Raw genomic sequence first — 23669 nt, 5'->3', positions numbered from 1 at the left:
AATCTTTATTTGGAGTCATTTTCATGAAAGTCGAGCTCGTTACTTCCCTTAAGCGTCAAGCGACCAAAATCCTTGCCGACCTACACGACACCAAAGAGCCCGTGTTGATCACTGAGCATGGCAAACCTTCTGCGTATCTCGTGGATGTTGACGATTACCAGTTTATGCAAAACCGCTTGGCTATCCTTGAAGGGATCGCACGTGGTGAGCGTGCCATTTCTGAAGGCAAGGAACTGAGTCATGACGAAGCTAAAGACAAGATGTCAAAATGGCTGAAGTGATTTGGAGTGAGCCCGCGTTATCTGACCTTAACGATATCGCGGAATACATTGCTCTTGAAAATTTGGTCGCAGCCAAACAACTCGTTCAAAACGTCTTCGGCAAAGTCGAACGCCTCGTAGACTTTCCTGAGTCTGGACGTCGGCCTCCCGAGCTCGAGCATCTCAATTATCGTGAAGTCGTGGTGAATCCGTGTCGGGTTTTTTACAAACAAGAAGCTGACAAGGTCTACATCCTGTTTGTGATGCGTGCGGAGCGAGATTTGCGTCGATTTTTACTGAGTAAACAGTAAAACGGCCGTGCTGCCTCTGATAGGCTGATGGTCTATGCAGACGGGAGTTCAACATGGCGAAAAAGAAAAAAGCACTTCAATATCCACGTACCACTAAACCAGTGCCTTCATGGACTGAGGCCAAATTGGTCACCATTCGACGACACCGTATCGAGGGTGAATTGAGCTTCGGCGTATCGACTATCTCCCGGCAGCAAGTCTTACCTAATTATGAGCGCGTTTGGGAACAAACTCTTGTCCAAGAAGCGTACCAACAAGCGATTTCTGAGCTGCTAGAGCAGGGCAACGTCGTGTTAAGAGTCGAAGACTAAATAGCCCTTTAGATTATCAGTCAAAACTATTGGGGATTAGATAGGTTAAGTTTGGTCGCAAGTTGAAGCTTCTGGAGAGCGAGTAATGTTATTGCGTGTGGGTGTTGTACCTAGTCTTATTTGAATTTGGTGGGCACCCAAGGTTTCGCTGGCATGCGACGACCGCCACGAAATGGCAAAGGATGCTCTTTAGGTGGGTAAAACTTTGGGGAATCAATTCGACCATGGCGTTCGACGAGCTGACGATGTTCGTCGCGCCAATACGCAAAACTGAGCAATTCTTTCGGATTAAACTCGCGTCGTTCAGGCGTGATCAAGGTAGCACGGTCAAAATGCACCCTAAATCCATTCCAACGATAGTCTAACGGCAAATAACCGCGAGCGTGGATGTTCATCAATTTTTCAGCCATCGGGTTCACAGGGACTTCACCTGAGAGCCATCGTTGAACTGTGATTGGTTGAACGTGAAAAAAGGCCGCGGCGTCGTGGATATCATCAAAGTGATGATGCACGAGATCCGCAAAGTGTGGCGTGAGCATGTGATCTCCTTCAAAAATTAAGACAAGCGTGCAAAGTTTTTTTCCTCCTTATAAAGTGTGTTTGTAGTCGAAAGTCTCTGGAAATGGCGACACGTGAGCGCAAAAATCAGAGACACGAAAACCAAGTATAGCCAACAATATCAAACTCAACGCGCATAAACGTGCAGCTAAAATCCATAAAACCAACGACATTAAGGACTTAATCAAGCGTTGTCTGCAAAATCCGTAAGGACTAAGGTACTGAATACCCTCAGATTTCAACGTCCGACTGTCAATCCCACTTTAAAATGTCCTCATTTGTCCCAAATAGAAATGTCCCCTTGTTAGGTCTTTCGACTGGAAGCTTTGAATGGTTCGGTGAGGACAGGGTTGATGGCTCGAGGCGCTGTTTGAAGGGCTCTTTGTTGTGCACGGCGCTTGGGGGCTTTCTTACTGCGGGTTCGTTGCTGTTGTTGTTCGAATTCTTCTTGTTGTTGCTGAGCAAATTTTAAAACTTGGCCGAGGCGTTTGTTGTCGACGATTTGGGTTTGTTGAACGTGCTCGAGTTTGTCGAAGGTTTTGAATTCGAGTTTTCGATGCCCGTATTGGATGGCGATTTCACCGTTTGGGTAGTCGAGTATCTTGACATGTTCGTGCGCTAGTCGGCTGTTTTCTTCAGTAGGTTCAATGAGATAAATCACTTTATCGTATTGAAATGTCAGCGACTTTGAGAGCTTGCGGGTTTCTTGCCAACTGAAAATATCGTCGAGTTCTTGCTTGGACTCTCGAACCGGGCGATGCATGTCTTTTGGGTATTGAGCGGGCTTAGCAAAGCGATGGTTAAAATCGGCGATGAAGTAGGGAAGCCAGGCGTTGGCTTGTTCGATGGTGTCGATACCTTGTAAGCGCATCTCTTTAACCAGTCGGTCTTGCAGCGTGAGGTTGGCTCGCTCAACGCGGCCTTTGGCTTGGGAGCTGTTGGCACAGATGAGTTCTATGGCCAGTTCTTTCAGCACGCGCCCGTATTGAGTTTGGCCAACTTGTTTGTGTTTCTCCTGATTCACTCGAAAAATTGAGTGCTTGTCACTGTAAAATGCGATGGGTTTACCGTGCTCATTGAGGTATTCACGCGTGGTCAACATGTAGTCAAATGCGGATTCTGTCTCGCTGAATCTTAGGTTCATCAAACGGCCAGTCGCATCATCAATGAACACCAATAGGCAGCATTTGTCGCTGCGGCCTTCAAACCAGTCATGATGGGAGCCGTCAATTTGGATAAGTTCACCCAAGCAATCACGACGGTAACGAGGCTGATAGACTCGAGGTTTGCGTTGTGAATGTGGAAGCCACAGTCCGTCGGCGATCATCCATTGACGGAGTGTTTCTTTAGAGACGGATAGATTGTGTCGTTCAGTCAGTTTTTCCAGAGCGAACGTTGGTGAGAAGTCAGAGTAATGCTCACGGATAAGTTTCAGTATTTCAATTCTGAAATGTTCTGAGTAGCGTCGATTACTTGGGCGTCCACGCGCTGCGTGTGTAAGACTTTGAGCACCAAGAGAGACCAGTTTGTTCACCAAACGTCGGATATGGCGCGCAGACAGATTCAAAATTATAGCGGCGTCAACTTGGCGTAGTCGTTTTTCACGTACGTCAGTAAGCACCTTGAATCGATGAATATCTTTTTCACTCATAGTAATAAGCATCCGGATAACTCCTAAGCAGACCAATATAGGTAAGCTTAGGAGGACATTTTAAAATGGCTCAAACCGGACATTACTAAATTGCTCTAACACCGACACTGCGTATTATGTACGTTATGTTAAATTACTTTTGGCGTTTATAAGGCAGGTATCGTTGTGTGATGCCCTGCCTTTGCATTGTGTCGATATTCTCTAATTTATACTGTGTATTTAACCATACTGGTTATTTACCATAAAATACCTAATAACCAGTGATAATAATCTTCGATTTTAACCCTGGTATTAGTTAGAGATTAGCCGCCAGCAAATTTAACTTTGTAGCCTTTCTTTTCGAGGTGCGCTTTGATCTTGTCGCGAGCATCACCTTGAATTTCGATATTGCCATCTTTTACTGAGCCACCGCAGCCGCAAACTTTCTTGAGTTCTGCTGCCATTAGTTTTAATGGTGCGTCATCTAGGTCTAAGCCAGTTACGACAGAAACGCCTTTGCCTTTACGGCCTTTGGTTTCTTTTTGGATTCGAACGATACCATCGCCTTTAGGACGTTGGACTTTCTCTTCTTCAGGCTTAATACGACCTGTTTCTGTTGAATATACTAGGCTCATAATTTACTTCTTTTGTTGCTCTGCTTTTTTGTTTTGCGAGTAAGTAAGCTTCTATATGGCGTTGGATTGCAATCTTGCCGCCTTTGATTAAGCGACCGTTAAACATGCAATACCACGCATTAGGCTCACCGGTGTCATTCTTGATTTGGTAGCCGTTGAAGTTTTCAGTCGAGCCACCAGTTCCTCTCGACTTATTTAATGACGTGAATTCTTTTGGATCAATAATAGATGCGGTTTCAATCCACCAATCAATACTCTTTTTCACGGCAGCTAGGTTGCCCTGAATAACGTTGTTTTTTAACTTAGCACGCCAAACTGTGTTATTAGCATCTATCGATTGAAGATGGACGCTTCGGTAAATTGAATTAGCCATATCTATTAATCATCTTTTTGTTTTCACTGCATTAATCATAAGTATACTTATAATGATATCAAGCATAATATGGTAAAAACACCTGTCGAGGTATGGTAATTTGAGAAAAAAAGTCCCTATTTTAACCGACTCTGTGATAATCAATTCATTTGTTGAAAAATTAAACAGGCACGCGACAATTGAAATTATAGATGAGTTGACAGGATTTCAATACTCTCACAATTCACTGTTGGGCATTTACAGTGATTGGAATCGCTATCATGCGTTCTGTACCAAACATCGTATTAACACACTTCCCGCATCTATAACTGCTGTTCGTCGTTTTCTTGAAACGGAGTCTAACGATAGAAAATACGCATCCTTAAAACGTTACACTGCAACGCTTAGCATGTTACACACTGTGTTGAGCTTTGCTAACCCGATCAAGCATAGGCAAGTTCGCTTTACCCTGCTCCACTTACAGTCTCATATGGCCGGTGACGCTAAACAAACCAATGCTATGACATCTATGCATCTCACTGATTTAAACACGTTACTCTCCCATGAGAAAGCAAACCTGAAAGAGATCAGAGACATCGCTATTTATAACGTGATGTTCGAGTGTGCTTTAAAACGCTCAGAGCTTAAGGTGTTATCGATGAGTGATGTTGAGTACGTTCAAGATCATTACCAAGTAACAGTCAAAGATTCACCTTATCAGTTGTCACAAATAGCCAGTGTTGCACTTCAACGTTGGCTTTCGTTTACTGGTATACAAGATGAGTTGCCAGTATTTCGTGCGATAGACAAGCATGAGAATATTGGTTTGCAGCCTTTAGATGATTCGTCCATCTATAGGATATTGAGAAAAGCTAGCGACTTACTTCAACTGCCAGAAAATCACCATTTCTCTGGAAATTCGATTCGTGTTGGTGCTGCACAAGAGTTGTCGAAACAAGGTCTTAAGGTTAGAGAGATTCAGAACTTTGGTCGTTGGCTCAGCCCGGCAATGCCAGCCCAATATATAGGTTTCACGGGAAGGGCTGAGAGTGAGAAAATGAAGTTTAAGGCGTTAATACCTTGGCAATGACGGTTCCTAGATAATTTGGATATTACTACTTTGATATAAGTAGTGGCTAAAACGATATTTGTAAAAACGGTTAGCGTTAAAGACAAAAAGCGCCTTGGCGAAAGCTTAAGGCACTTGTTGGGTCAGCTCTAAGTGAACGAAAACGAGTTAGAAACCTAAGAAAGGCTCGTTCTCACGCAGTTCTCCAAGAACTGGCTGAATTTGTGGCCGTCATGCTCAACCATTTTAGGGAACATGGAGATTGGCGTCATACCTGGGAAGGTATTGACTTCGTTCAGGTAGATTTCGTGGTCTTGCGTTAAGAAGAAGTCGATACGAGACAAATGACGAAGCTTCATCTGAGTGAAGACTTTACGAGCACTGTCTGCAATCAATTCACGCTGTTCGTCCGTTAAGTTACTTGCTTCAACTTCAGTGATCGAGTGACTGTCTGCACTGTACTTCTCTTCGTAAGAGTAAAATGCGCCATTAGGTGCAATCACCTCGCCCGGCTTGCTGATATGCAGCTCGCCATCGATTTCATAAGCAGCAACTTCTAGTTCTCTAGGCACCACTGACTTCTCAACCAATACTTGGTCCGAGAAAGTGAACGCCTTGTTGATTGCCTCGCTTAAATCTTCTACTTGGTTAACTTGGTAACAACCTACAGAAGAACCTTGACGAGCCGCTTTCACAAACACTTTACCCCATTTTTCAAATGCTTGAGTTGCTTGTGAGTGAGCTTGATCATTGTTGTCTGATAAGAACAGGTACGGGGTGTTTGGAATACCGAGTGCGTCGTACCAAAGCTTTGACGTGATTTTGTTAAAGCTGTTGTTACTCGCTTCTGAACCACAACCTAGGTATGGAATTTTAGCCATTTCAAACAGAGATTGAATGTCACCTGTTTCACCTGGGAAGCCGTGGATGCAAGGCACAATGAAATCGACTTTAGATGCTAAATTGTCACCGCGTAAGGTTTGATCATTAATATCAAGATAAACCAATTCACCTGAATCAAGACACCAGCCTTCGTTTTTAATTTCAACTCTTACAACGTTAAAATCTGCAACGCTATTGAGTTGTTCAAAAAGGTAGTTGGCTGAAACTAAAGACACTTCATGCTCTGAAGATCCACCGCCGCAAAGTAGAAGGATGTTTGTGGTGTTCATGGGTAAATTCGGTCCTTGAAACTAGGAGTACTGACTTCAATGATAAACAAAAGTCGAGATAGGTACAGTGTTTTGATTGTTAAAATTGCGTTCGAAAGATCGAGCGATTAACTATTAAACAAAACAGCGAGTCTTAAAACAAAAGAAGGAGCATTTGCCCCTTCTTTATGAATCAAAACTTAGTTCAACTTGTTAAGCGTAGGGTATTCAGAGTTCTTGATGTCATCAATGCTCTTAACGAACGGCTTCAAGTTTTGGAAAGTGTTCGGCAGTGTTGAGATTGCCTTTTTAGCTTCTAAGCGTGTTGCGTAGTCACCATAAAGTACCGTGAACCACTTAGTGCCGTTAACCATTTTGTAGTTTTCCCAAACTGGTTGAGAAGTCGTAGGTAGCATTTTCACGAAAGAATCGACTTTACTTTGGCTGCCAACAGCAACAACTTGAACTGTGTAACCAAAACGTTGGTTCATGTCTTGTTGTTTCTTGGTTGGGCCTGTCACTACGGCAACTGGCTTAGCTTTAGTCGTTTGAGCGACTTTCTGTTCAACAGGTTCGGTTCTGATAACGTTGACAACATTTTCTTCAACAACGCTTGTTTGCTCAGATTGAGATACAACTGGAGCTTCAACTTTTGCCGTTTTGTACTCTTCTTGATAACTATCTGAAGTGACATTGGTAACGTAGTCGTCAGATACACATGCAGCCAAGAGCAGTGGCAAAGTCACAATTGCAAATTTTTTCATGGAAAGCTCTATATCCTTAATAATAATTACTATAAATCATGCCGATACGTCGGTTTAGAATCAAGTTAACTTTGAGATTATACACCATTAGTGGGTGACCTATTTCACAAACTTTATGCAGTGTTTGCTTATTCATCTGAATTCGGTGAATTTGCCATCAACCCGTGAGTGCAAAGTAAGTTACGATGAACTTACGTGCATTGCTAGGATATGTCTATGAATCATCTTGATCCCCTACTTAAACCCCGTTCAATTGCTGTTGTTGGCGCTTCTCAACGAGAAACGCGCGCAGGATATATCGTTATGAACAATTTGTTGCACGGGGATTTTAAAGGTGCGGTGATGCCGGTTACGCCGAAATATGATTCAGTGGCCGGTGTGCTTTCTTATAAGAACATTTTGTCGTTACCGATTGTCCCTGATCTCGCAATCTTGTGTACCAATGCGACACGCAATGTCGCCATTTTTGAAGAGCTGTCTGAGAAAGGGATTGCGTCTGTCATTGTGCTTTCTTCCGACATGCAACAAGAAAGCGATAATGGCGAGACGTATGATGAAAGATGCCTAGCGATTGCCAAAAAACACAACATTAGAGTGTTGGGTTCTAATAGTTTGGGGGTAATTGTCCCTTGGTTAAATTTGAACGCCTCATTCTCTCCAGTGACAGCATTGCCCGGTAAGATCGCCTTTGTTTCTCAGTCGGCAGCTGTGTGTACCACGATTCTCGATTGGGCTAATGACAAAGAGATCGGTTTTTCAGCGTTTATCTCTATAGGCAATGGCAGCGATATCGAATTCTCGGAGTTATTGGATTATCTCAGTACCGACTCTCACACCGAAGCGATATTGCTTTATGTAGACAGCATTACTGATGCGAGGCGCTTTATTTCTGCAGCGCGTGCGGCTTCGCGTAACAGACGAATTTTGGTGTTGAAAGGCGGTCGAACGGCGAAAGGCAGAGCCGCAGCAATGGCTCACACTGGAGGTGCCGACACATTAGATATTATTTATGATTCCGCAATCCGACGCAGCGGCATGCTACGAGTTAAGAACTTACATGAACTGTTTGCAGCGGTAGAAACACTGACGCATTCAGTTCCCTTGCGTGGCGAGCGCTTAGCTATTGTTACCAATGGTGGCGGCCCTGCGATTATGGCGGTGGACACCCTATTTGACCGCGGTGGTAAGCTTGCAGAGTTTTCAGAAGAGACACTTGATAAGTTGAACAAGGTGTTGCCATCGAGCTGGTCTCATAACAATCCTATCGATATTGTTGGAGACGCCGGTGATCAGCGTTATATCGACACCATAAACATCTTACTCGATGGTGATGAAGCTGATGCGATTCTTATTATGCACAGCCCTTCTGCGGTCGCACATTCAGCCAAAACGGCAGAGCGAATTATTGAAGCGATTAAAAAGCACCCTCGCCACAAGCGCTTTAACATCCTGACGAATTGGTCTGGTGAGTTAACAGCAAGGCCTGCACGAAAGCTGTTTACCGAAGCGGGTTTCCCTACCTATCGAACCCCTGAAAGCTCAGTGGTCGCATTCATGCACTTAGTCGAGTACAGACGTAACCAACGTCAGTTAATGGAAACGCCGACTACTGCAGAAAAAGTACACATTGAAGATCTAGCAGATGCGAAAAGTTGGATAGAAAGACAACTACTGGATAAAAATACAGTTAGCCTTGATACTCACCAAAACAGTCAGTTTTTCAAGAGCTTCAACCTCGATGTGTTACCAACTTGGATCGCTTCTGACCCAAGTGAAGCGGTACACATAGCCGAAACGATTGGTTATCCCGTCGCAGTAAAATTACGTTCGCCGGATATTGCACATAAGTCAGACGTACAAGGCGTGATGCTCAATTTGCGAAACAGCAGTGAAGTGGCCAATGCGGCTCAGGCAATTCTCGACCGTTCTCAGTTGTCGTTTCCTACAGCACACATCCATGGCTTGTTGATTCAAGGAATGGCCAAGCTCGCGGGCGGCCAAGAGTTGCGTATTAAGGTCACAACAGACGAAACCTTCGGCCCAATCATTTTACTTGGACAAGGTGGTTCGGAATGGGATGAATCGATTGATGCCGCCGCTGCTTTTCCACCGCTCAACATGACACTGGCGCGTTACTTGATTATTAGAGCAATAAAAAGTGGCAAGATTCGTCTACAAAAGCTTCCTAACCCGATTGATATAGAGGGCCTTTCTGAATTATTGGTTCGCATATCGCAGATGGTGGTTGATTGCCCTGAAATACACGATTTGGATATCCATCCAGTACTGGCCAACGGAGACAAGTTCACGATATTAGACGCCGATATCATATTGAAAGCCTACGAAGGGGATCCGCAAGAGAGGTTGGCCATTCGCCCTTACCCAGTCGAGCTTGAAGAACGTATCCAGCTAAAAGATGGAACCGAAGTGTTGTTACGCCCTATTCTTCCCGAAGATGAACCGCTTCATGCTGACTTCATTAACCGAGTGTCTAAAGAAGATCTCTATAAGCGTTTCTTTAGTGATGTCGGTGAATTTAATCATGAGGCGTTGGCGAATTTCACTCAGATTGATTTCGATAGAGAAATCGCCTTTGTGGTTGTTCGCGAGGAGCAAGGCGTTCCAGCGATCATCGGCGTGTCCCGTGCACTGATTAACCCTGAGAACACGGATGCCGAATTCGCAATATTGATTCGTTCTGACCTTAAAGGTGTTGGTCTAGGTCGCATTCTGATGACTAAGGTTATCGATTACTGCCGAGCGAAGCAGACTAAACAGATGTCGGGTATGACGATGCCAACCAATAGAGGGATGCTGACACTAGCTCAAAAGCTCGGTTTTAAGCTAGATATCAGTTTTGAAGACGGTACTGCAGATATGGTGTTACCGTTACTTTAACGCCCATGTCTTTTTAAGATGTTGGATACACCAAGACTTGGCGTCGCCCATTTTGTTGCGTCGCCAAGCCATAACGATATCAATAGGCTGCGGCTCAGTACCGGAGATCTGCTGTAGAACGCCCGATTCAATCAAAGGTTTAGCAACACTATTCGGCAAAGTGCCAATCCCTAGTCCTGATGTCAAAGCCTCTACTTTTGCAGGAAAACTTGTCACAGTTAAACGTGGCTGTTTTTCTAGAATATTTATACTTAGTGCAGGCTGATCGCGCGCGGTATCGGCAATAGCAATAACCCTGTAACTTTCTCTCGCCTTTTGGTCGAATTCACCAGAACGTTTGTGAACATAGTGGTTTGATGCCGCTACCCAAACCATTTCCATTTTACCGATAACGTCACTTTTCATGTCGTTTGGGATAGTGTCAACCTTTGGGCATACCAGTAAATCGGCTCGTCCATCTGAAAGTGACTCCCAACACCCTGCTAAGATCTCTTCTTGTAAACGAACGCGTGTTTTACTTATCTTTCCTAGTTCATCTACCAGCGGGAAAAAGTTAGCAATCGGGATAATACCATCAAAGGCGATGGTCAAATCGAGCTCCCAACCATTGGCTAGAATACTTGCCTCGTTAACAAGACGTTCTGTTGCTCCAAGAATTACTCTACCTTGCTCAAGTATCAACTGGCCCGCTTCTGTGAAGTTTGCACGATGTCCAGAGCGGTCAAAAATCATGATGTCGAGATCTTGTTCAAGCTTCTGTATTTGATAACTGAGTGATGAAGGCGCTCTGTCCATTTCATTGGCCGCGGCGGCGAAACTTCCACGTCGGTCGATGGCATCTAATATGTGTAACGCTTCAAGTGTTATTGGACTATGCATCAGTTTCCTACTTTATAAATGAGAGGTTAATCACAAAAATGGAAGCATTCACCAGATAAATGGAACCATTAAAGGTCTTTTAATACAATGAGTTATACGGTTTAGGCGTGTTTTTAATGACAAAAGTACAAATAAATTGAAATGCAAATAATAGTAATTATCATTTAGATCCAATATTATCTTTCGCAAATCAAGATAATACTATGGAATTAAGGTAACTATCAGATGTATAAGCAATCCCTACTCTCTGCTTCAATCGTTTTAGCGCTTTCATCAACATCAGCCTTTGCTGAAGATTATGCCCTATTTGACGAGGTTGTTGTATCTTCGACTCGTACTAATCAACAACTTGAAGATGTTGCTGCGTCGGTAACTGTGATTAATGATAAAGATATCGAAAAAAACATGGTCACGGATGTAGAAGACTTATTTAAGTACACACCAGGTGTCACGGTGACTACGAATTCTCGCCAAGGGATTCAAGGTATTAACATTCGTGGTATGGAAGGTAACCGAGTAAAGGTTATCGTTGATGGAGTATCACAAACTAGCCAATTTACTCCAAGTGGTACACAGTCATATAACTTCATTAATTCTTCACGCATTGATGTCGATACGGATATGTTGAAGTCTGTCGAGATTGTTAAAGGTGCGGCTTCTTCTCTGTATGGTTCTGACGCGATTGGTGGTATTGCTGCGTTCGAAACAAAAGACCCAAGTGACTTTTTAAAAGACAAAGATTTCGGTGGCCACGCGAAGTTCAACTACTCTTCATCTGATAACACCTTTAGCGAATCCGTTGCTTTAGCAAATCGTATTGGCGACCTAGAAACACTCGTTGCTTATACTCGCAGAGACGGTGAGCAAACTGATAACTTTGGTACACCTGATGAGCAAGATACTCAGAACAACAACTTGTTGGTTAAGCTTCAGTACCAGTTAAACGAACAACACCGTTTAGAGTTTTCCGGTAACTTCATTGAGAATTCTGGTGATACTGATTTAAATAGTGCAAGTTACACCGACTACACTGGCGAAGACACAACTAGCCAACAGCAAATCGGTATCAAACATATTTGGGATGCTGACCTAGCGTTTGCAGATACTATTACTTGGCAAGCTGACTGGTTGAGCAAAGAAGAAAATGGCGTAACTAATCGTACTTCTAATGGTGGTATGTTCCTACCTCCGGCAGGTAATGTTCAAAAAAAGGACTATATCTACGAGGATGAAGGTTATCAATTTGATGTGCAATTCGATAAGTTCTTCATGACGGGTAATGTAGAAAACTACTTTATCTATGGCGCTTCATATTCGGACAAAGACATTAAAAACGTTAATAACGAATATAACTCCATCAGCGCAGACCAAGTTATTTTCTACATCCCTGCCGCATCTGAAAGAAAATATGGATTCTTTGCTCAAAATGAAATGACGATCGGAAATTGGATGATTACTCCGGGTGTTCGTTTTGATGGTTTTGAAACTGATCCAGGTGATACAAGTCAAAACCCAAGTGGTAACCCAGAAGAGTCTTATGCAAAATATTCAGACTCAGCTGTTACCGGACGTTTAGGTACAACTTACACGCTTAATGAAGAAAATAAGATCTTCGGTCAAATCAGCCAAGGCTTTAGAGCTCCTGATTTCCAAGAGCTTTACTACTCATTTGGTAATCCTGCTCACGGTTATTTGAATGCCCCTAACCCTGACTTAGAAGCTGAAGAAAGTATTTCCTACGAGTTAGGTTGGCGTCATAACACAAATTATTCATCAAGCGAAATCGCCATCTTCTACAGCGATTACGATAACTTTATTGATAACGTAGCAGTTAGTGGCTCAGCCACTCCTATGGATCCAACTATATATAAGAATGTAAATATTGATGAAGCCGTAATTAAAGGTATCGAAGCGTCAAATACACTGTCTTGGAATAGCTTCATGCCAGTGAAAGGTGTTAGTACTCGTGTTTCTGCAACGTATACTGAAGGTGAAGATGGCGAAGGTAATCCTCTTAACAGTGTGAACCCTTGGAACGCTGTTGTTGGTTTTAACTATGATGCTCCTTCAGCACTATGGGGTACGTCACTTAACATTAGCTACACAGCAGGCAAGAAGTCTAGTGATATCAACAGCGATGGTTTGAGTGATGAAATTCTACCAATTGATTCAGCAACTGTAGTAGACCTAACAGCATACTACTTGCCGATGAAGGATCTTACGCTTAGAGCAGGTCTCTTTAACGTTACGGATGAAGAGTACTACTCGTGGAATGACGTTCGTGGATTCTCACAAGAAGATAAAGATTACACGCAAGCAGGTCGTAACTGGTCAATTACAGCTAAATACGAATTCTAATTCGTTAAAAACCTGAATTGCAGATACCAAAAAGCCAGCTAAATGCTGGCTTTTATTATTTCACTAAAAATTGTATCAAAAAGGGATAAAGTGAAATTACTTCTCTGCCATTTCTTTCTTAACCATTACTGCAGCAGCAATGATGAAAGTGATGATTAGGGCTAGTTCCATGATTAACTCCAAAGAAAATTAACATTAAACATATAATTCGCGTGGATGATAACACAACAGATACAGAATGATACTTTTTAACCACTAATTTACTTTTTATTCGATTTAGATCAAAAAAGATGCCCTAAAGCATCTTTTTGCAAGTTAACTATTCATGAAACAACTAGATCAACCAGGGAAACCATTAGGGTTGGTTGACTGCCAGCGCCATGTATCTTCAGTCATTTCAGTCAGTGTACGTGTTGCATTCCAACCAAGCTCTTTCTGAGCTTTAGAAGGATCTGCCCAACATTCTGCAATGTCACCCGGGCGACGCTCGACAAGCTTATAAGGGATATCTTTACCGCTCGCTTCCTCAAACGCTTTAACCATGTCTAATACACTTGAACCGTTACCAGTGCCAAGGTTGTAGATATGAAGACCATCTTTGCGCCCTACTTTCTCAAGCGCTGCGATGTGGCCGTCAGACAGATCCATTACGTGGATGTAATCGCGAACGCCAGTGCCGTCTTTTGTTGGATAATCGCTACCAAATACAGATAGGAATTCACGGCGGCCTACTGCTACTTGAGAGACAAATGGCATTAGGTTATTTGGGATACCTTGCGGATCTTCACCTAGCTCACCACTTGGATGTGAACCTACAGGGTTAAAGTAACGCAGCAGTGTAATGCTCCAATCCGGATTGGCTTTTTGGAAATCGGTTAAACACTCTTCAACCATTAGTTTACTACGACCATATGGGTTGGTTGCGCTGGTTGGGAAGTCTTCAGTAATTGGCACACTTGCAGGATCGCCGTATACCGTTGCTGAAGAGCTGAATACCAAGGTTTTTACACCCGCATCACGCATTGCATCAACAAGAACTAAAGTGCCGTTTACGTTGTTGTCGTAGTATTCAAGAGGCTTTTCCACAGACTCTCCGACGGCTTTCAGACCAGCAAAGTGGATAACCGCTTCGATGTTGTGTTGCTTCATGGTTTCAGTCAAAAGCGCTTTATCACGAACGTCACCTTCAATGAAGTTGGGACGAACGCCCGATACTTTTTCGATACGCTCTAGAACGCTTGGTTTGCTGTTGTACAAGCTATCAAAAAGTACAGGTGTCATACCTGCGTTGATCATCTGGATACTTGTATGGCTACCAATGTAACCCATGCCACCTGTAACTAAAACATTCATGTTTAGCAGACCTTTTAATTAAAAATATTCAACCTATTACTTATGATACAACAAGTTAGGGTGAGCTCACAAACACCGAAGCCTATTTACCCTCACGAGCGAACACAAACTGACCTTTTCCTTTGCGTTTCGCTTGGTACATAGCCTCATCAGCAACTTTTAGAATCACATCAATATCACGCTCTGAGCCATCAACTAAATGGATACCCAAGCTCGCTCCAACATGAAGTGAACGTTGTTTGTAGTTTACTTGTTGCCCGATCAGGACCAACAATCGTTCGGCTAACTTAGCTAACAAGACTTTGTTGGTCTGTTTAATAATAAGAACAAATTCATCACCCGACAAACGTGCAACCAAATCCCCCGCTCTTACCTGAGATAACAACCGGTTTGATACTTCTTTAAGGATTTCGTCACCCGCATCGTGTCCATAATTGTCATTCACTTCTTTGAAGCCATCCAAATCCAAGTAGATAACCGCGAAATGCTGATTTGAATAGTGGCTCGACGTGACAACATCATCCATAACCTTATACAGTTGCGCTCTATTCGCTAACCCGGTTAATGCATCGTGATGAGCCAAGTGTTCGAGTCTTTCCATTTCTTTAACGTTGGATAAATCAGACAGCGTTAATACCATATCAAACTCGTCTTTCTCGTTGTCTGAGGCAATTCGATTCACTTTGACAAACATTGGAACTAACGTGCCGGACGCGCTCTTCTCCCACACTTCGCCTTGCCATTGACCATAGTGGTCTAACGAACTGCGAATTGTCGGCATCAATGATGAAAATTGTTGCCACGAAAATACTTCAAAGGGTGTTTTGCCCACCAGCAGATCAGAGTGATAACCGAGAAGTTGTGTGATCGCAGGGTTAACCATGGTTATCACGTTTGACGAGTTCAGCACGATCAAGCCGTCTTTACTGTTTTCGAAAACACCCGCAGCAATACGTTGGCGACTCATGGCCGTTTCTATGTCGGTGACATCTTGGATTGCATAAAGAATACGACCATGTTTTGTCAGGGAACGACTGCTCACACGAAGCCAGCGTTTTGATTGAAAGAGATCGGTGGTTTCCAGCAATTCGTCATTAAGTACAATATTGGCATCAATAACATCTTGTAAGTAACCCGTTTGCTTGGTCGCGATCAACTCTTGGATCAACAAGTTCTCAAGAAAGGCTTCCGAGCATTTAAAAATATCCCGAGTAGCTGCGTTCGCATGAAGAATGAGTCCTTTTTCATCTACCACCAACAAAGAGTGCTGAACGGTTTCAATGACCTCATTTGCGAATGATTTTTCTTCTTGTAACTTGTCTAACGTAAAATTGATTTGGTTATCACGATGTTGAAGCCTTTCTAACATGGTATTGAAAGCTCGAACCAGATCACCGATTTCATCGCGGTTCGTTACGACTAATTTAGGCTGCTTCGAACGACGCTCAACAAAGGCTTGCATCGCCTCATTGAGGTCAAACATCGGTTCGATAATCAAGCGTTGCACCAATTTGACCAGTACTCCGCCAAGCATCACCAGAAACAACAGGTAGACGACCGCAACCTTGAAAATATTCGTTAAGATCGAATTAAACGTCTCTTTCGATATTGTTACTCTCAAGTTCGCGATCACTGCGCCATCCAACGTCACTGGAACGAGCAAGAAGATGAAATGCTCAGAGATGGCAAATTGATGATCGGCGATATCGTCTAATTCATCTGCGTTTGGCCTTGGAACCAGCGTGTTGCTCACCTGATAGCTGGCAAAAAGCTGTTCGTTGATGTCATAGAGCTTCACTCTAACAATATCTTTATCTGCGACGAAAGCTGACAAGATTTCTTGAGCCGATGACTTGTCTTCAAATAAAATCGCAGCTTGTAGGTTATAAGCAACACCTTGTGCCAGCACTTTAACACGCTGAATAAGACTCTCTTTCTCCCTCTCAAACGTGACAGTGTAATTTACCGATTGAATCGTGACAAAAGTGACTGCGATGAAGATGATAATGGGTAATATCAGCTTGTTTTTAATCGATATGTTATTAATGAAAGACAACATTATTGGCCCTCCACTATAGCGATTCGTAACAGGTTTGAGCCAATGACGTAATCACCGCGCCTTGCGTTTTCTAGATTGATCTTAGGTTTGAGCTTATTATCGATGTGCGTGAGTTCAATGACTCCACCTAGGTCCGTAAAGTTAGGAATGTCGCTGATTGTGACAGTATGTGGCGAGTGCTCTTGACTACGAAATTGATCATTTTGACGGTCAGACAAATACGTAATATCGCACTTAGAAGTAATCGACTGTTGAACCTGGATATCGAGTGAACGAATAGATTTCCCCTCTGTAATTGACGTTAGCACTTGGCTTACCTTTTCATCGCCAATCACACAAAAGTTCACAGCGTTCATAGAGCTTTCATCATTCCAACGTATAAAATTCGCAATTCTAAAAAGGTACACCGCTTTCACTTCATAAGGTTTGAAGCTAGCCGCTGAGGTGTTCAACGGCACAATAAGCATCGTTAAAGCAGCTAAGCCTAGTTTAGAGAAGCCGAGCATAATACGGTGCTTAAGCCATTTAGAATTCATGAGAGATCCTCACATACACCGATTCTTGATTGACGCTTTTCTGAGATGTGAATTCAGCTTGATAGCCGTCACTCTTACCTATGTTTTCAACAACCACTTCAATTAAAGGTGCTGCGGACGATTTTTTCCATGCGACACGCGCATCAAAGGTTATTTCATGTGGGTAAGACTGCCATTCATATTGAGTGCCATCGCCTGCTACCCAATAGTCTGGGTAATTCACATTAATGTACTGGCCTATCACATCGAATTGCCAACTTTCGGTGATATTCCACATCAACTGTGCCGTGGCTAAATGTTCATTATCAATATCGTAATAAACACTCGTTTGAGGGCTAGATTTAGGGTCATCACCTTTATTCTCACCTTCTAACGTCGTATAGGCGTAACTCAGGTAACTGGCTAGATCTGCGGTGAGTTGGTAACTCGCGCCTAACTCTAAGCCATAAGTGTTTGCTTTATAATCATCAGACAGCGCACCGACATAGACATGATTCGCGGGGATATCATTCGGGTCATAGCTGTGAAAGCGAAGGTTGTCATGTTCACTCAGGTAAATCGTTGCATCGAGTTCGAAATTTGAATTGTTTGAGTAGCGATAACCCATTTCCGCCGTTACGACGTTCTCTGTTTCAAGACTCGAGCTTGATTTATATACATCTAGGTAGCTGTTGTTTGATTCAGCATTGTAACTATTGAAATAATAGGTGGAATTGGAATCCATATAAGATGGTGCAACAACTGCACGGCTAAGCCCCGCCCATACGGAATGACGTTGAGTTAACTTATATAAACCGCGCAATTGAGGTGAAAGCTCAGTTGAATCATTCTGTGTAAAGTGTTCAACCTTGGCACCAAGAGTAATAGACAGCGCTTCCGTCATTTGAATTTGAGACTGTATAAAAGCGTTCGCAATATAATCGTTGGCAGATTGGATGTTGTAAGCTCGACCGTAGTAATCAGGGTTGTACCAATCCACGTCCGAAACTTGGCTTGAGGAGAAATCAAGATACATATATCGCATACCACCACCAAGTGTTAATTGATGGCTTTCCGATAGTTGGTTGATATAAGTAGAGTCAAAATCGAGGGTCGAATAGCTTCCCGGAGCATCTGGCGCGTTATCCTCATTATATTCACCCCATAACGAATATGAGAGTGTCGAACTTTCATCAAAATGGCGAGAGTCGTTGAATTGGACGTAAACAGATTGACTCTTGTTATCGAAATCGTTGGCTTGTGATCCGACAAACGATCCTGAGTTATCATATTGGAACGTATACAACTCCGACTCATAAAAGCTTTTCTCACCACCAATACGTAATGACCAATTTTCTTCGGCATTGCTTGGCTGAAACACCATTCCTGCAGTTTGTGCTTTCCATTTTTCAGATTCGTTTGTGCGATATGTGGGTTCTTCTCGGTACTTATAAAAAGCGCGAGCATTCACACTGTCGTTTAGACTTAATCCCTGTCGAACACTAAATTCATAGTTATCAGTATTAGACGCGACACCGGAGAGATAAGTCCCCTGCGTATCATTGGCAGACTTGGTAATGATATTGACAACACCATTAACCGCGTTGCCTCCCCAAATTGTTCCGCCGGGGCCTTTTAGTACTTCGATGCGTTCGATGTCGGCAAGTACATAATCAACGTCGCTCCAATACGTACCGCCATAGACTGGGCTAAACAAGCTTCGTCCATCCATCATCACGAGCATCTTGTTATATAGCCCATCATGAAAGCCGCGTGTCGAAACAAACCATGAGGTTTCATTGAATTTGGTGACTTTGAGTCCGGGTACAAGCGTTAGGACTTCAGCAATGGTTTTCGACCCGCTGCGCTGAATTCGCTCATTCGAAAGCACATACACCGACGAAGGAATGTCAGTGAGTTTTTGTGTCACTTTCGAAGCCGTTTCCATTTCGACATCTAACATAGACAACTCTTCAAGGCTCATCGACATGAGTTGGTCTAGAGAGTTTTCTTGAGCAGAGACAAAAACAGGTGTCGTTAATGCTAGTCCTAAGCAAACCTGGCGGGATATCATGTGCTCACCTAATATACAGATAGATATTAATCCTTTAATCAATAGTTCAACTATATATGAAATGCCATACTGGTAAATCTACGGTGTCGAAAGTTTGAGTTAGGTCACTGTTTATTTATGGTATTTATAAGACCGTCATTACTTACCTCAACGTAAAGGATTAGCACCACGTGACAACGAAGATTTTGCTTAATTGCGACATGGGAGAAAGTTTCGGCAATTGGAAGATGGGCGATGACGAGTCGGTCATGGAATGGGTCGATATGGCAAACATCGCTTGTGGCTTCCACGCGTCTGATCCGCACGTTATGTCCAAGACGATAAAACTGGCGCAGCACTATCACACCCAAATTGGTGCTCATCCCGGTTATCAAGATCTCGTTGGTTTTGGTCGTCGGTCTATTCCACACACCATGGACGAGATCAGTGAACTGGTGTGCTATCAAGTCGGTGCATTAAAAGCCCTTTGCCGCTATCACCACTCCTCTGTTGGCTATGTGAAACCTCATGGCGCCCTTTACAACGATATGATGTCAAACATCGAGGTGTTTAATGCAGTAGCCCAAGCCGTCGCTGAATTTAACATCCCCTTGATGATTCTCTCTTCATCAGACAATCAACAGTATTTGGATATTGCTGACGATCATGACCTGCCTCTCTTGTTTGAAGCGTTTGCCGACCGTGCTTATTTAAATAACGGACAATTAGCGCCACGTACTCAAAAAGGCTCGGTTTACGTCAATCAAGACGATATCTATAACCAAGTCATGCAAATCATTAACTATGGCTCGGTTACGACTTTAGAGGGCGAAAGACTGCCTATTGAAGCCGATACCATCTGTGTTCATGGTGATAACCCTCAATCCATCGCATTAATTAGAAAAATCAGACAAGACCTCAACGCTTTTAATTAGTATGAAGCGTGTGATTGGTATGCCGCATGGTCTAATCGCTCGTGAGATCTAATTGATTTGTGTTGGCTTGGAGACGGAAGTGAGACACGCAAAGTAAGCTAATAAAAGGCAAGATAACAAACGTATGGAAACGAAATGACGACGAATAAGATTGAATTCAATATAGCGCCAGTCGCGGAATGCAGCGTTTTGGTGACCTTGACACTATCGCCTTCAAATAATCAATCTAGCGCTGAATATGCGCAGTGCATGGCTCACTTTTCCGATGCCATTCGCCAAAATTTAGCATCGGTGTTGATGAATGTGACGCCGGCTTACCAAACAATATTGGTCGACTACCTCCCTTATCGAATATCAGAACAACAGCTCATTGAACGGCTCAATAATTTGTTGAGTCATTCTCTGTCGTCCTTTTCTAGTGTTACTAAAACTCGTAATACGATTGAGCTTCCTGCCTATTACTCCCCAGAAACGGCGCTCGATTTAGACCGATACCAAGACAAAGGCGTGACTCTGGACGATATTATTCAATATCACACCTCACAGACGTACAGCGTCAGTGCTATTGGGTTTACGCCTGGCTTTGCGTTTATGTCGGATGTGGTTAATGAGCTTGCCTTGCCCCGTCACTCCACACCACGCTTAAATGTGCCCAAAGGCAGTATCGCCATCGCGGATACTAAAACAGCGGTGTACCCTTCGGATTCACCGGGCGGCTGGAATATTATTGGCAATTGCCCGCTTCCGTTGTTCGATCATAGCCAAATGAAGAACGCCGACATCATGCAAAGACCGCTGTCTCTGCTTAATGTTGGTGACACAGTCCGTTTCATCGCGATTTCAAAACAAGAGTTTGTAGCGTTGGGTGGAGGCATCGTAAATGGCTAAGACAAAAGCTAAACCAACACTGACAGTGATTAAGCCCGGTCCGTTGAGTTTGATTCAAGACTTTGGGCGATTTGGTGTTGCTCATCTTGGATTAACGCAAGGTGGACCGGTTGATGATTACTCTTATAGCTGGGCCAATCATCTATTGGGTAACCCAGTAAACCAAGCAGCGCTGGAAATCACGCTTGGGCAATGTGCGTTACAAATCGATTTTGATTGTGAGATGGCGCTATGCGGGGGGGATTTACAAGCGAAGCTCGATGGTAAACCACAGCCTAACTGGCGTACTTTTCAAGCTTTTAAAGGGCAAGTTCTCTCATTTGGTTTGCCTAAAAATGGTCTAAGGGCCTATTTAGCTATTAAAGGCGGTTTCGATGTTCCATCAACTCTTGATAGCTGCTCTACAGTAACTCGTGAAAAGATTGGAGGGTTAACGCAAAATGGAGAGCCATGCCAGCAAGGGCAACAAATAGCTTTTACCCAACACCAACTATCACATCCATTTAAAGCGGTAAGTGTTACCTTCCGATACACGCCTGATTATAATCTACCCGTGAACCTACGAGTGATTGAAGGCTATCAAAGCGAGCTATTCTCCGAGTCAGCAAGAGAGACTTTGTATAACGCTGAATATCACGTTGACCAAAACTCTAATCGGATGGGTTATCGACTCAGTGGCGAGCCCGTAGACTCGCCTGACATTTCGCTATTGTCAGAAGGCATTGCCCTAGGTGCGATTCAAATCCCCCAAGACGGACAACCTATCGTGCTGCTTAATGACAGACAGACCATAGGTGGTTATCCGAAGATTGGATGTGTCGCAAGAATCGATTTACCACGCTTGGCACAAGCAAAACCTGGGCATGCGATATCGTTCAGCAAGGGTGATCGCTTAGGATTACAAGATGTTTGGTGCCAATGGGCTCAGTTTTTCGGCTATTAGTTTTTACGATGTGTTATGTGCTAATTGCTATGTAGCTAAGAATAATCAACTAGGAATAATTAGCTAGGAAGATGTCGTTTGGATGAGTCTCGGTATCTAAGTTGGCGTTTGAATGAAAATTCGGCTTACCTATTACAGTAGGCCGAATTGAAGCAGTTAAGCGCACTCGATGATGATTGGATATTAAGCGTGATCTTGACCTGACACCTTTGCAAGCGCTTCTGGATATCCACGTTCTTGCGTCAAATCTATCGCTCTGTTTTCAATATCATTCAGATTAAGTGACATTGTCACTGAGTGCGTATCTTCAATAGATACCGCCTCTGATACATCAAACCATTGCTCAGCAACCTTTTGTGCCGCTTCTAATGTTGAAGATGCTTTCACGACTTCAAGTCGAGCATAGCGTTCACCACAGAATGAAACGTCTGAAGCTCGTAAGCTAGGATCAGTTCCCGGAATCTGCTGTGCACCAAACAAAGGTTTACCACCGACCAATGCAGAGCTGAAACTTGGGATAAACTGAGACATATGCGTTATGGCAGCGCGAGTTCTTAATTCAAGCTGCTCTTCACTCCAACCCGATACGATTTTCTTAAGAAGCTTCGAAGGCAACTGTGGTTGTGATGAATCTGTTGATGATGAAACGAGCCCACCCTCGAATAGAGTAATCCCTTCTGTCATGCCGTGAAGTTGGAACACACCATCAGCATATGGCGTTAATTGCGCCATGCCTTGCGGTGTGCCTCTCGGGCCATGAAAGATAACCTCTGGCCACTCTTCCTTACATTCTTGCGAATATGGCCACTCTGTAACGTATGCAGCTTTAAATTCAACAAGTCTTTGCTGCTTAGAGCCAACAAAGTCGTCCACGATACCCGTTTCAAACCCACTCGCATTGATCAAGTAATCGGTCGTTAGTTGGCAGCTTTGGTTTTCGGCATCGGTATAAGTCAAAGACCAACCTTGACCTGTCGATTCAACAGATTGTAATCGGCTGTTGGTTAACACGGTACAGTTAGCTTGTTGCCCCAAAGAGAGCTGCGCGGTCGCAGAAAGTCGGAATACGCTCCAACCATACTCTTGGACCATAGCAACAGGATACTTTAAGGTCTCTAAATCCGTATGTTTGGCAAAAGGAATACACCAATCATCAAGCGATGTTGGTTTTAGAGATTGGTTTTTCGTAGAAAGTGCTAATAAATCTTCTTTGCTGTACAGCTTATAATACTCTTCCGGATCACCAAGCACTTGGTTGCTTTTATCTTGTTTAACAAGATCGGCATAAGCGCTTTTGATTATCTTGAGGCGAGGAAGCAGATCTAATGGCTCTCCACCATCACTGTGCGGCACGGCGATGATTGTCGGACGAATATTGATCGTATGCGGAAATAAGCGGACGGTATCAATTGACTGCGTGAGCAACTGAAGACACTGCTCTACAGAAATATCTCGATACAAATTGCCGCCAGCGTGCAGGTGGCAAATTGGTGGACCATTAACCAAACTCGGCCCTTTTTCTAAGATAGTGACCTTAAAACCCAACTCACTAAAGTGAATCGCGCTCGTTGTTCCGGCAATACCACCACCAACAATGGCAATAGAAGGTTGATTTTTATCCGTTTTGTTGTGGTTCATCGTGTTCTGTAGAATAAGATTAACTGCCGCTATTCTACTTTTGTTCTGCGATGAATTAAAACACATTTTTATCAAGGTCTTAGATAGGCGGGATTTAATATCTATGTAA

The 23669-nt window shown here is 43.4% G+C and carries 21 protein-coding genes; 9 read left to right on the top strand and 12 right to left on the bottom strand.

The window, feature by feature from the left end; all coding sequences use genetic code 11:
- Nucleotides 1-23: 23 nt before the first annotated feature.
- From OCV20_RS19155 to OCV20_RS19145, 3 genes are read left to right on the top strand one after another with little or no spacing between them, the layout of a single operon-like run.
- Nucleotides 24-281, top strand: coding sequence for a type II toxin-antitoxin system Phd/YefM family antitoxin (locus tag OCV20_RS19155; protein ID WP_017093596.1), 258 nt, complete (start codon nucleotides 24-26; stop codon nucleotides 279-281).
- Nucleotides 269-571, top strand: a complete 303-nt coding sequence (locus OCV20_RS19150; RefSeq protein WP_086775905.1) for a type II toxin-antitoxin system RelE/ParE family toxin — start codon at nucleotides 269-271, stop codon at nucleotides 569-571. Before OCV20_RS19155 ends, OCV20_RS19150 begins: the two co-directional genes overlap by 13 nt.
- Nucleotides 572-624: 53 nt before the next feature.
- Nucleotides 625-882: a hypothetical protein gene (locus OCV20_RS19145; RefSeq protein ID WP_086775906.1), complete on the top strand. Its 258-nt coding sequence runs from the start codon at nucleotides 625-627 to the stop codon at nucleotides 880-882.
- Between the two features lie 116 nt (nucleotides 883-998).
- Here the strand turns inward: OCV20_RS19145 and OCV20_RS19140 are convergent, their stop codons facing one another.
- The 4 genes from OCV20_RS19140 to OCV20_RS19125 form a co-directional block, all read right to left on the bottom strand.
- Complete coding sequence (locus OCV20_RS19140) at nucleotides 999-1421, bottom strand: phage protein (RefSeq protein WP_086775907.1); 423 nt, start codon at nucleotides 1419-1421, stop codon at nucleotides 999-1001.
- A gap of 323 nt (nucleotides 1422-1744) precedes the next feature.
- On the bottom strand, nucleotides 1745-3091 hold the full coding sequence (locus OCV20_RS19135; RefSeq protein WP_108721727.1) for an ISNCY family transposase: 1347 nt from the start codon (nucleotides 3089-3091) through the stop codon (nucleotides 1745-1747).
- A 302-nt stretch (nucleotides 3092-3393) separates the two neighbouring features.
- Nucleotides 3394-3705 (bottom strand): stress response translation initiation inhibitor YciH, encoded by a 312-nt coding sequence (gene yciH / locus OCV20_RS19130; RefSeq protein WP_008221404.1) that lies wholly within the window; start codon nucleotides 3703-3705, stop codon nucleotides 3394-3396.
- Nucleotides 3668-4078 carry a DUF3319 domain-containing protein gene (locus OCV20_RS19125; RefSeq protein ID WP_086774348.1) on the bottom strand — a complete coding sequence of 137 codons (411 nt, stop codon included), beginning with the start codon at nucleotides 4076-4078 and terminating at the stop codon, nucleotides 3668-3670. The genes yciH and OCV20_RS19125 overlap by 38 nt, the downstream gene beginning before the upstream one ends.
- 100 nt (nucleotides 4079-4178) lie before the next feature.
- Here OCV20_RS19125 and OCV20_RS19120 point away from each other — a divergent pair, with 100 nt between their 5' ends.
- Nucleotides 4179-5147, top strand: coding sequence for a tyrosine-type recombinase/integrase (locus OCV20_RS19120; protein WP_086774347.1), 969 nt, complete (start codon nucleotides 4179-4181; stop codon nucleotides 5145-5147).
- A gap of 155 nt (nucleotides 5148-5302) precedes the next feature.
- Here OCV20_RS19120 and OCV20_RS19115 read toward each other — a convergent pair whose 3' ends face one another.
- Both OCV20_RS19115 and OCV20_RS19110 read right to left on the bottom strand, forming a co-directional pair.
- The gene (locus tag OCV20_RS19115; RefSeq protein WP_086774346.1) at nucleotides 5303-6298 is read right to left on the bottom strand and encodes a D-alanine--D-alanine ligase; all 996 of its coding nucleotides are present in this window, start codon (nucleotides 6296-6298) and stop codon (nucleotides 5303-5305) included.
- Nucleotides 6299-6477: 179 nt separating this feature from the next.
- Nucleotides 6478-7041: an SPOR domain-containing protein gene (locus OCV20_RS19110; protein ID WP_017060092.1), complete on the bottom strand. Its 564-nt coding sequence runs from the start codon at nucleotides 7039-7041 to the stop codon at nucleotides 6478-6480.
- A gap of 216 nt (nucleotides 7042-7257) precedes the next feature.
- Here OCV20_RS19110 and OCV20_RS19105 point away from each other — a divergent pair, with 216 nt between their 5' ends.
- Nucleotides 7258-9939: a bifunctional acetate--CoA ligase family protein/GNAT family N-acetyltransferase gene (locus OCV20_RS19105; RefSeq protein WP_086774345.1), complete on the top strand. Its 2682-nt coding sequence runs from the start codon at nucleotides 7258-7260 to the stop codon at nucleotides 9937-9939.
- On the opposite strand, the gene OCV20_RS19100 is transcribed toward OCV20_RS19105, so the two are convergent.
- Entirely contained in the window at nucleotides 9931-10818 is an 888-nt protein-coding gene (locus tag OCV20_RS19100; RefSeq protein WP_048612676.1) for a LysR family transcriptional regulator, read from the bottom strand. The two genes, OCV20_RS19105 and OCV20_RS19100, sit on opposite strands and share 9 nt — an antisense overlap.
- Before the next feature lie 225 nt (nucleotides 10819-11043).
- Between OCV20_RS19100 and OCV20_RS19095 the strand changes: the two genes are divergently transcribed.
- Nucleotides 11044-13176 carry a TonB-dependent hemoglobin/transferrin/lactoferrin family receptor gene (locus OCV20_RS19095; protein ID WP_086774344.1) on the top strand — a complete coding sequence of 711 codons (2133 nt, stop codon included), beginning with the start codon at nucleotides 11044-11046 and terminating at the stop codon, nucleotides 13174-13176.
- 339 nt (nucleotides 13177-13515) lie between these two features.
- Here the strand turns inward: OCV20_RS19095 and galE are convergent, their stop codons facing one another.
- The 4 genes from galE to OCV20_RS19075 form a co-directional block, all read right to left on the bottom strand.
- Complete coding sequence (galE, locus tag OCV20_RS19090; protein ID WP_086774343.1) at nucleotides 13516-14529, bottom strand: UDP-glucose 4-epimerase GalE; 1014 nt, start codon at nucleotides 14527-14529, stop codon at nucleotides 13516-13518.
- Between the two features lie 82 nt (nucleotides 14530-14611).
- Nucleotides 14612-16588, bottom strand: coding sequence for a diguanylate cyclase domain-containing protein (locus OCV20_RS19085; RefSeq protein ID WP_086774342.1), 1977 nt, complete (start codon nucleotides 16586-16588; stop codon nucleotides 14612-14614).
- Nucleotides 16588-17124 carry a YfiR family protein gene (locus OCV20_RS19080; protein WP_086774341.1) on the bottom strand — a complete coding sequence of 179 codons (537 nt, stop codon included), beginning with the start codon at nucleotides 17122-17124 and terminating at the stop codon, nucleotides 16588-16590. Before OCV20_RS19080 ends, OCV20_RS19085 begins: the two co-directional genes overlap by 1 nt.
- Nucleotides 17114-19177: a TonB-dependent receptor plug domain-containing protein gene (locus OCV20_RS19075; protein WP_086774340.1), complete on the bottom strand. Its 2064-nt coding sequence runs from the start codon at nucleotides 19175-19177 to the stop codon at nucleotides 17114-17116. Before OCV20_RS19075 ends, OCV20_RS19080 begins: the two co-directional genes overlap by 11 nt.
- Nucleotides 19178-19347: 170 nt before the next feature.
- On the opposite strand from OCV20_RS19075, the gene OCV20_RS19070 reads away from it, so the two are divergent.
- The 3 genes from OCV20_RS19070 (at nucleotide 19348) to OCV20_RS19060 (ending at nucleotide 21922) form a co-directional block, all read left to right on the top strand.
- Complete coding sequence (locus OCV20_RS19070; protein WP_086774339.1) at nucleotides 19348-20091, top strand: 5-oxoprolinase subunit PxpA; 744 nt, start codon at nucleotides 19348-19350, stop codon at nucleotides 20089-20091.
- 135 nt (nucleotides 20092-20226) lie between these two features.
- Complete coding sequence (locus OCV20_RS19065) at nucleotides 20227-20979, top strand: 5-oxoprolinase subunit B family protein (protein WP_086774338.1); 753 nt, start codon at nucleotides 20227-20229, stop codon at nucleotides 20977-20979.
- A complete protein-coding gene (locus OCV20_RS19060) occupies nucleotides 20972-21922 on the top strand; it encodes a 5-oxoprolinase subunit C family protein (protein WP_086774337.1) in 951 nt (316 codons plus the stop codon). The genes OCV20_RS19065 and OCV20_RS19060 overlap by 8 nt, the downstream gene beginning before the upstream one ends.
- A 183-nt stretch (nucleotides 21923-22105) precedes the next feature.
- Here the strand turns inward: OCV20_RS19060 and OCV20_RS19055 are convergent, their stop codons facing one another.
- Nucleotides 22106-23560, bottom strand: a complete 1455-nt coding sequence (locus tag OCV20_RS19055) for an NAD(P)-binding protein (RefSeq protein WP_086774336.1) — start codon at nucleotides 23558-23560, stop codon at nucleotides 22106-22108.
- Between the last annotated feature and the right edge of the window lie 109 nt (nucleotides 23561-23669).

Origin of the sequence: Vibrio coralliirubri, from assembly GCF_024347375.1 — a bacterium.
GTDB classification, from domain to species: Bacteria; Pseudomonadota; Gammaproteobacteria; order Enterobacterales; family Vibrionaceae; genus Vibrio; species Vibrio coralliirubri.
This window is presented reverse-complemented; position numbering and strand designations above follow the sequence as displayed.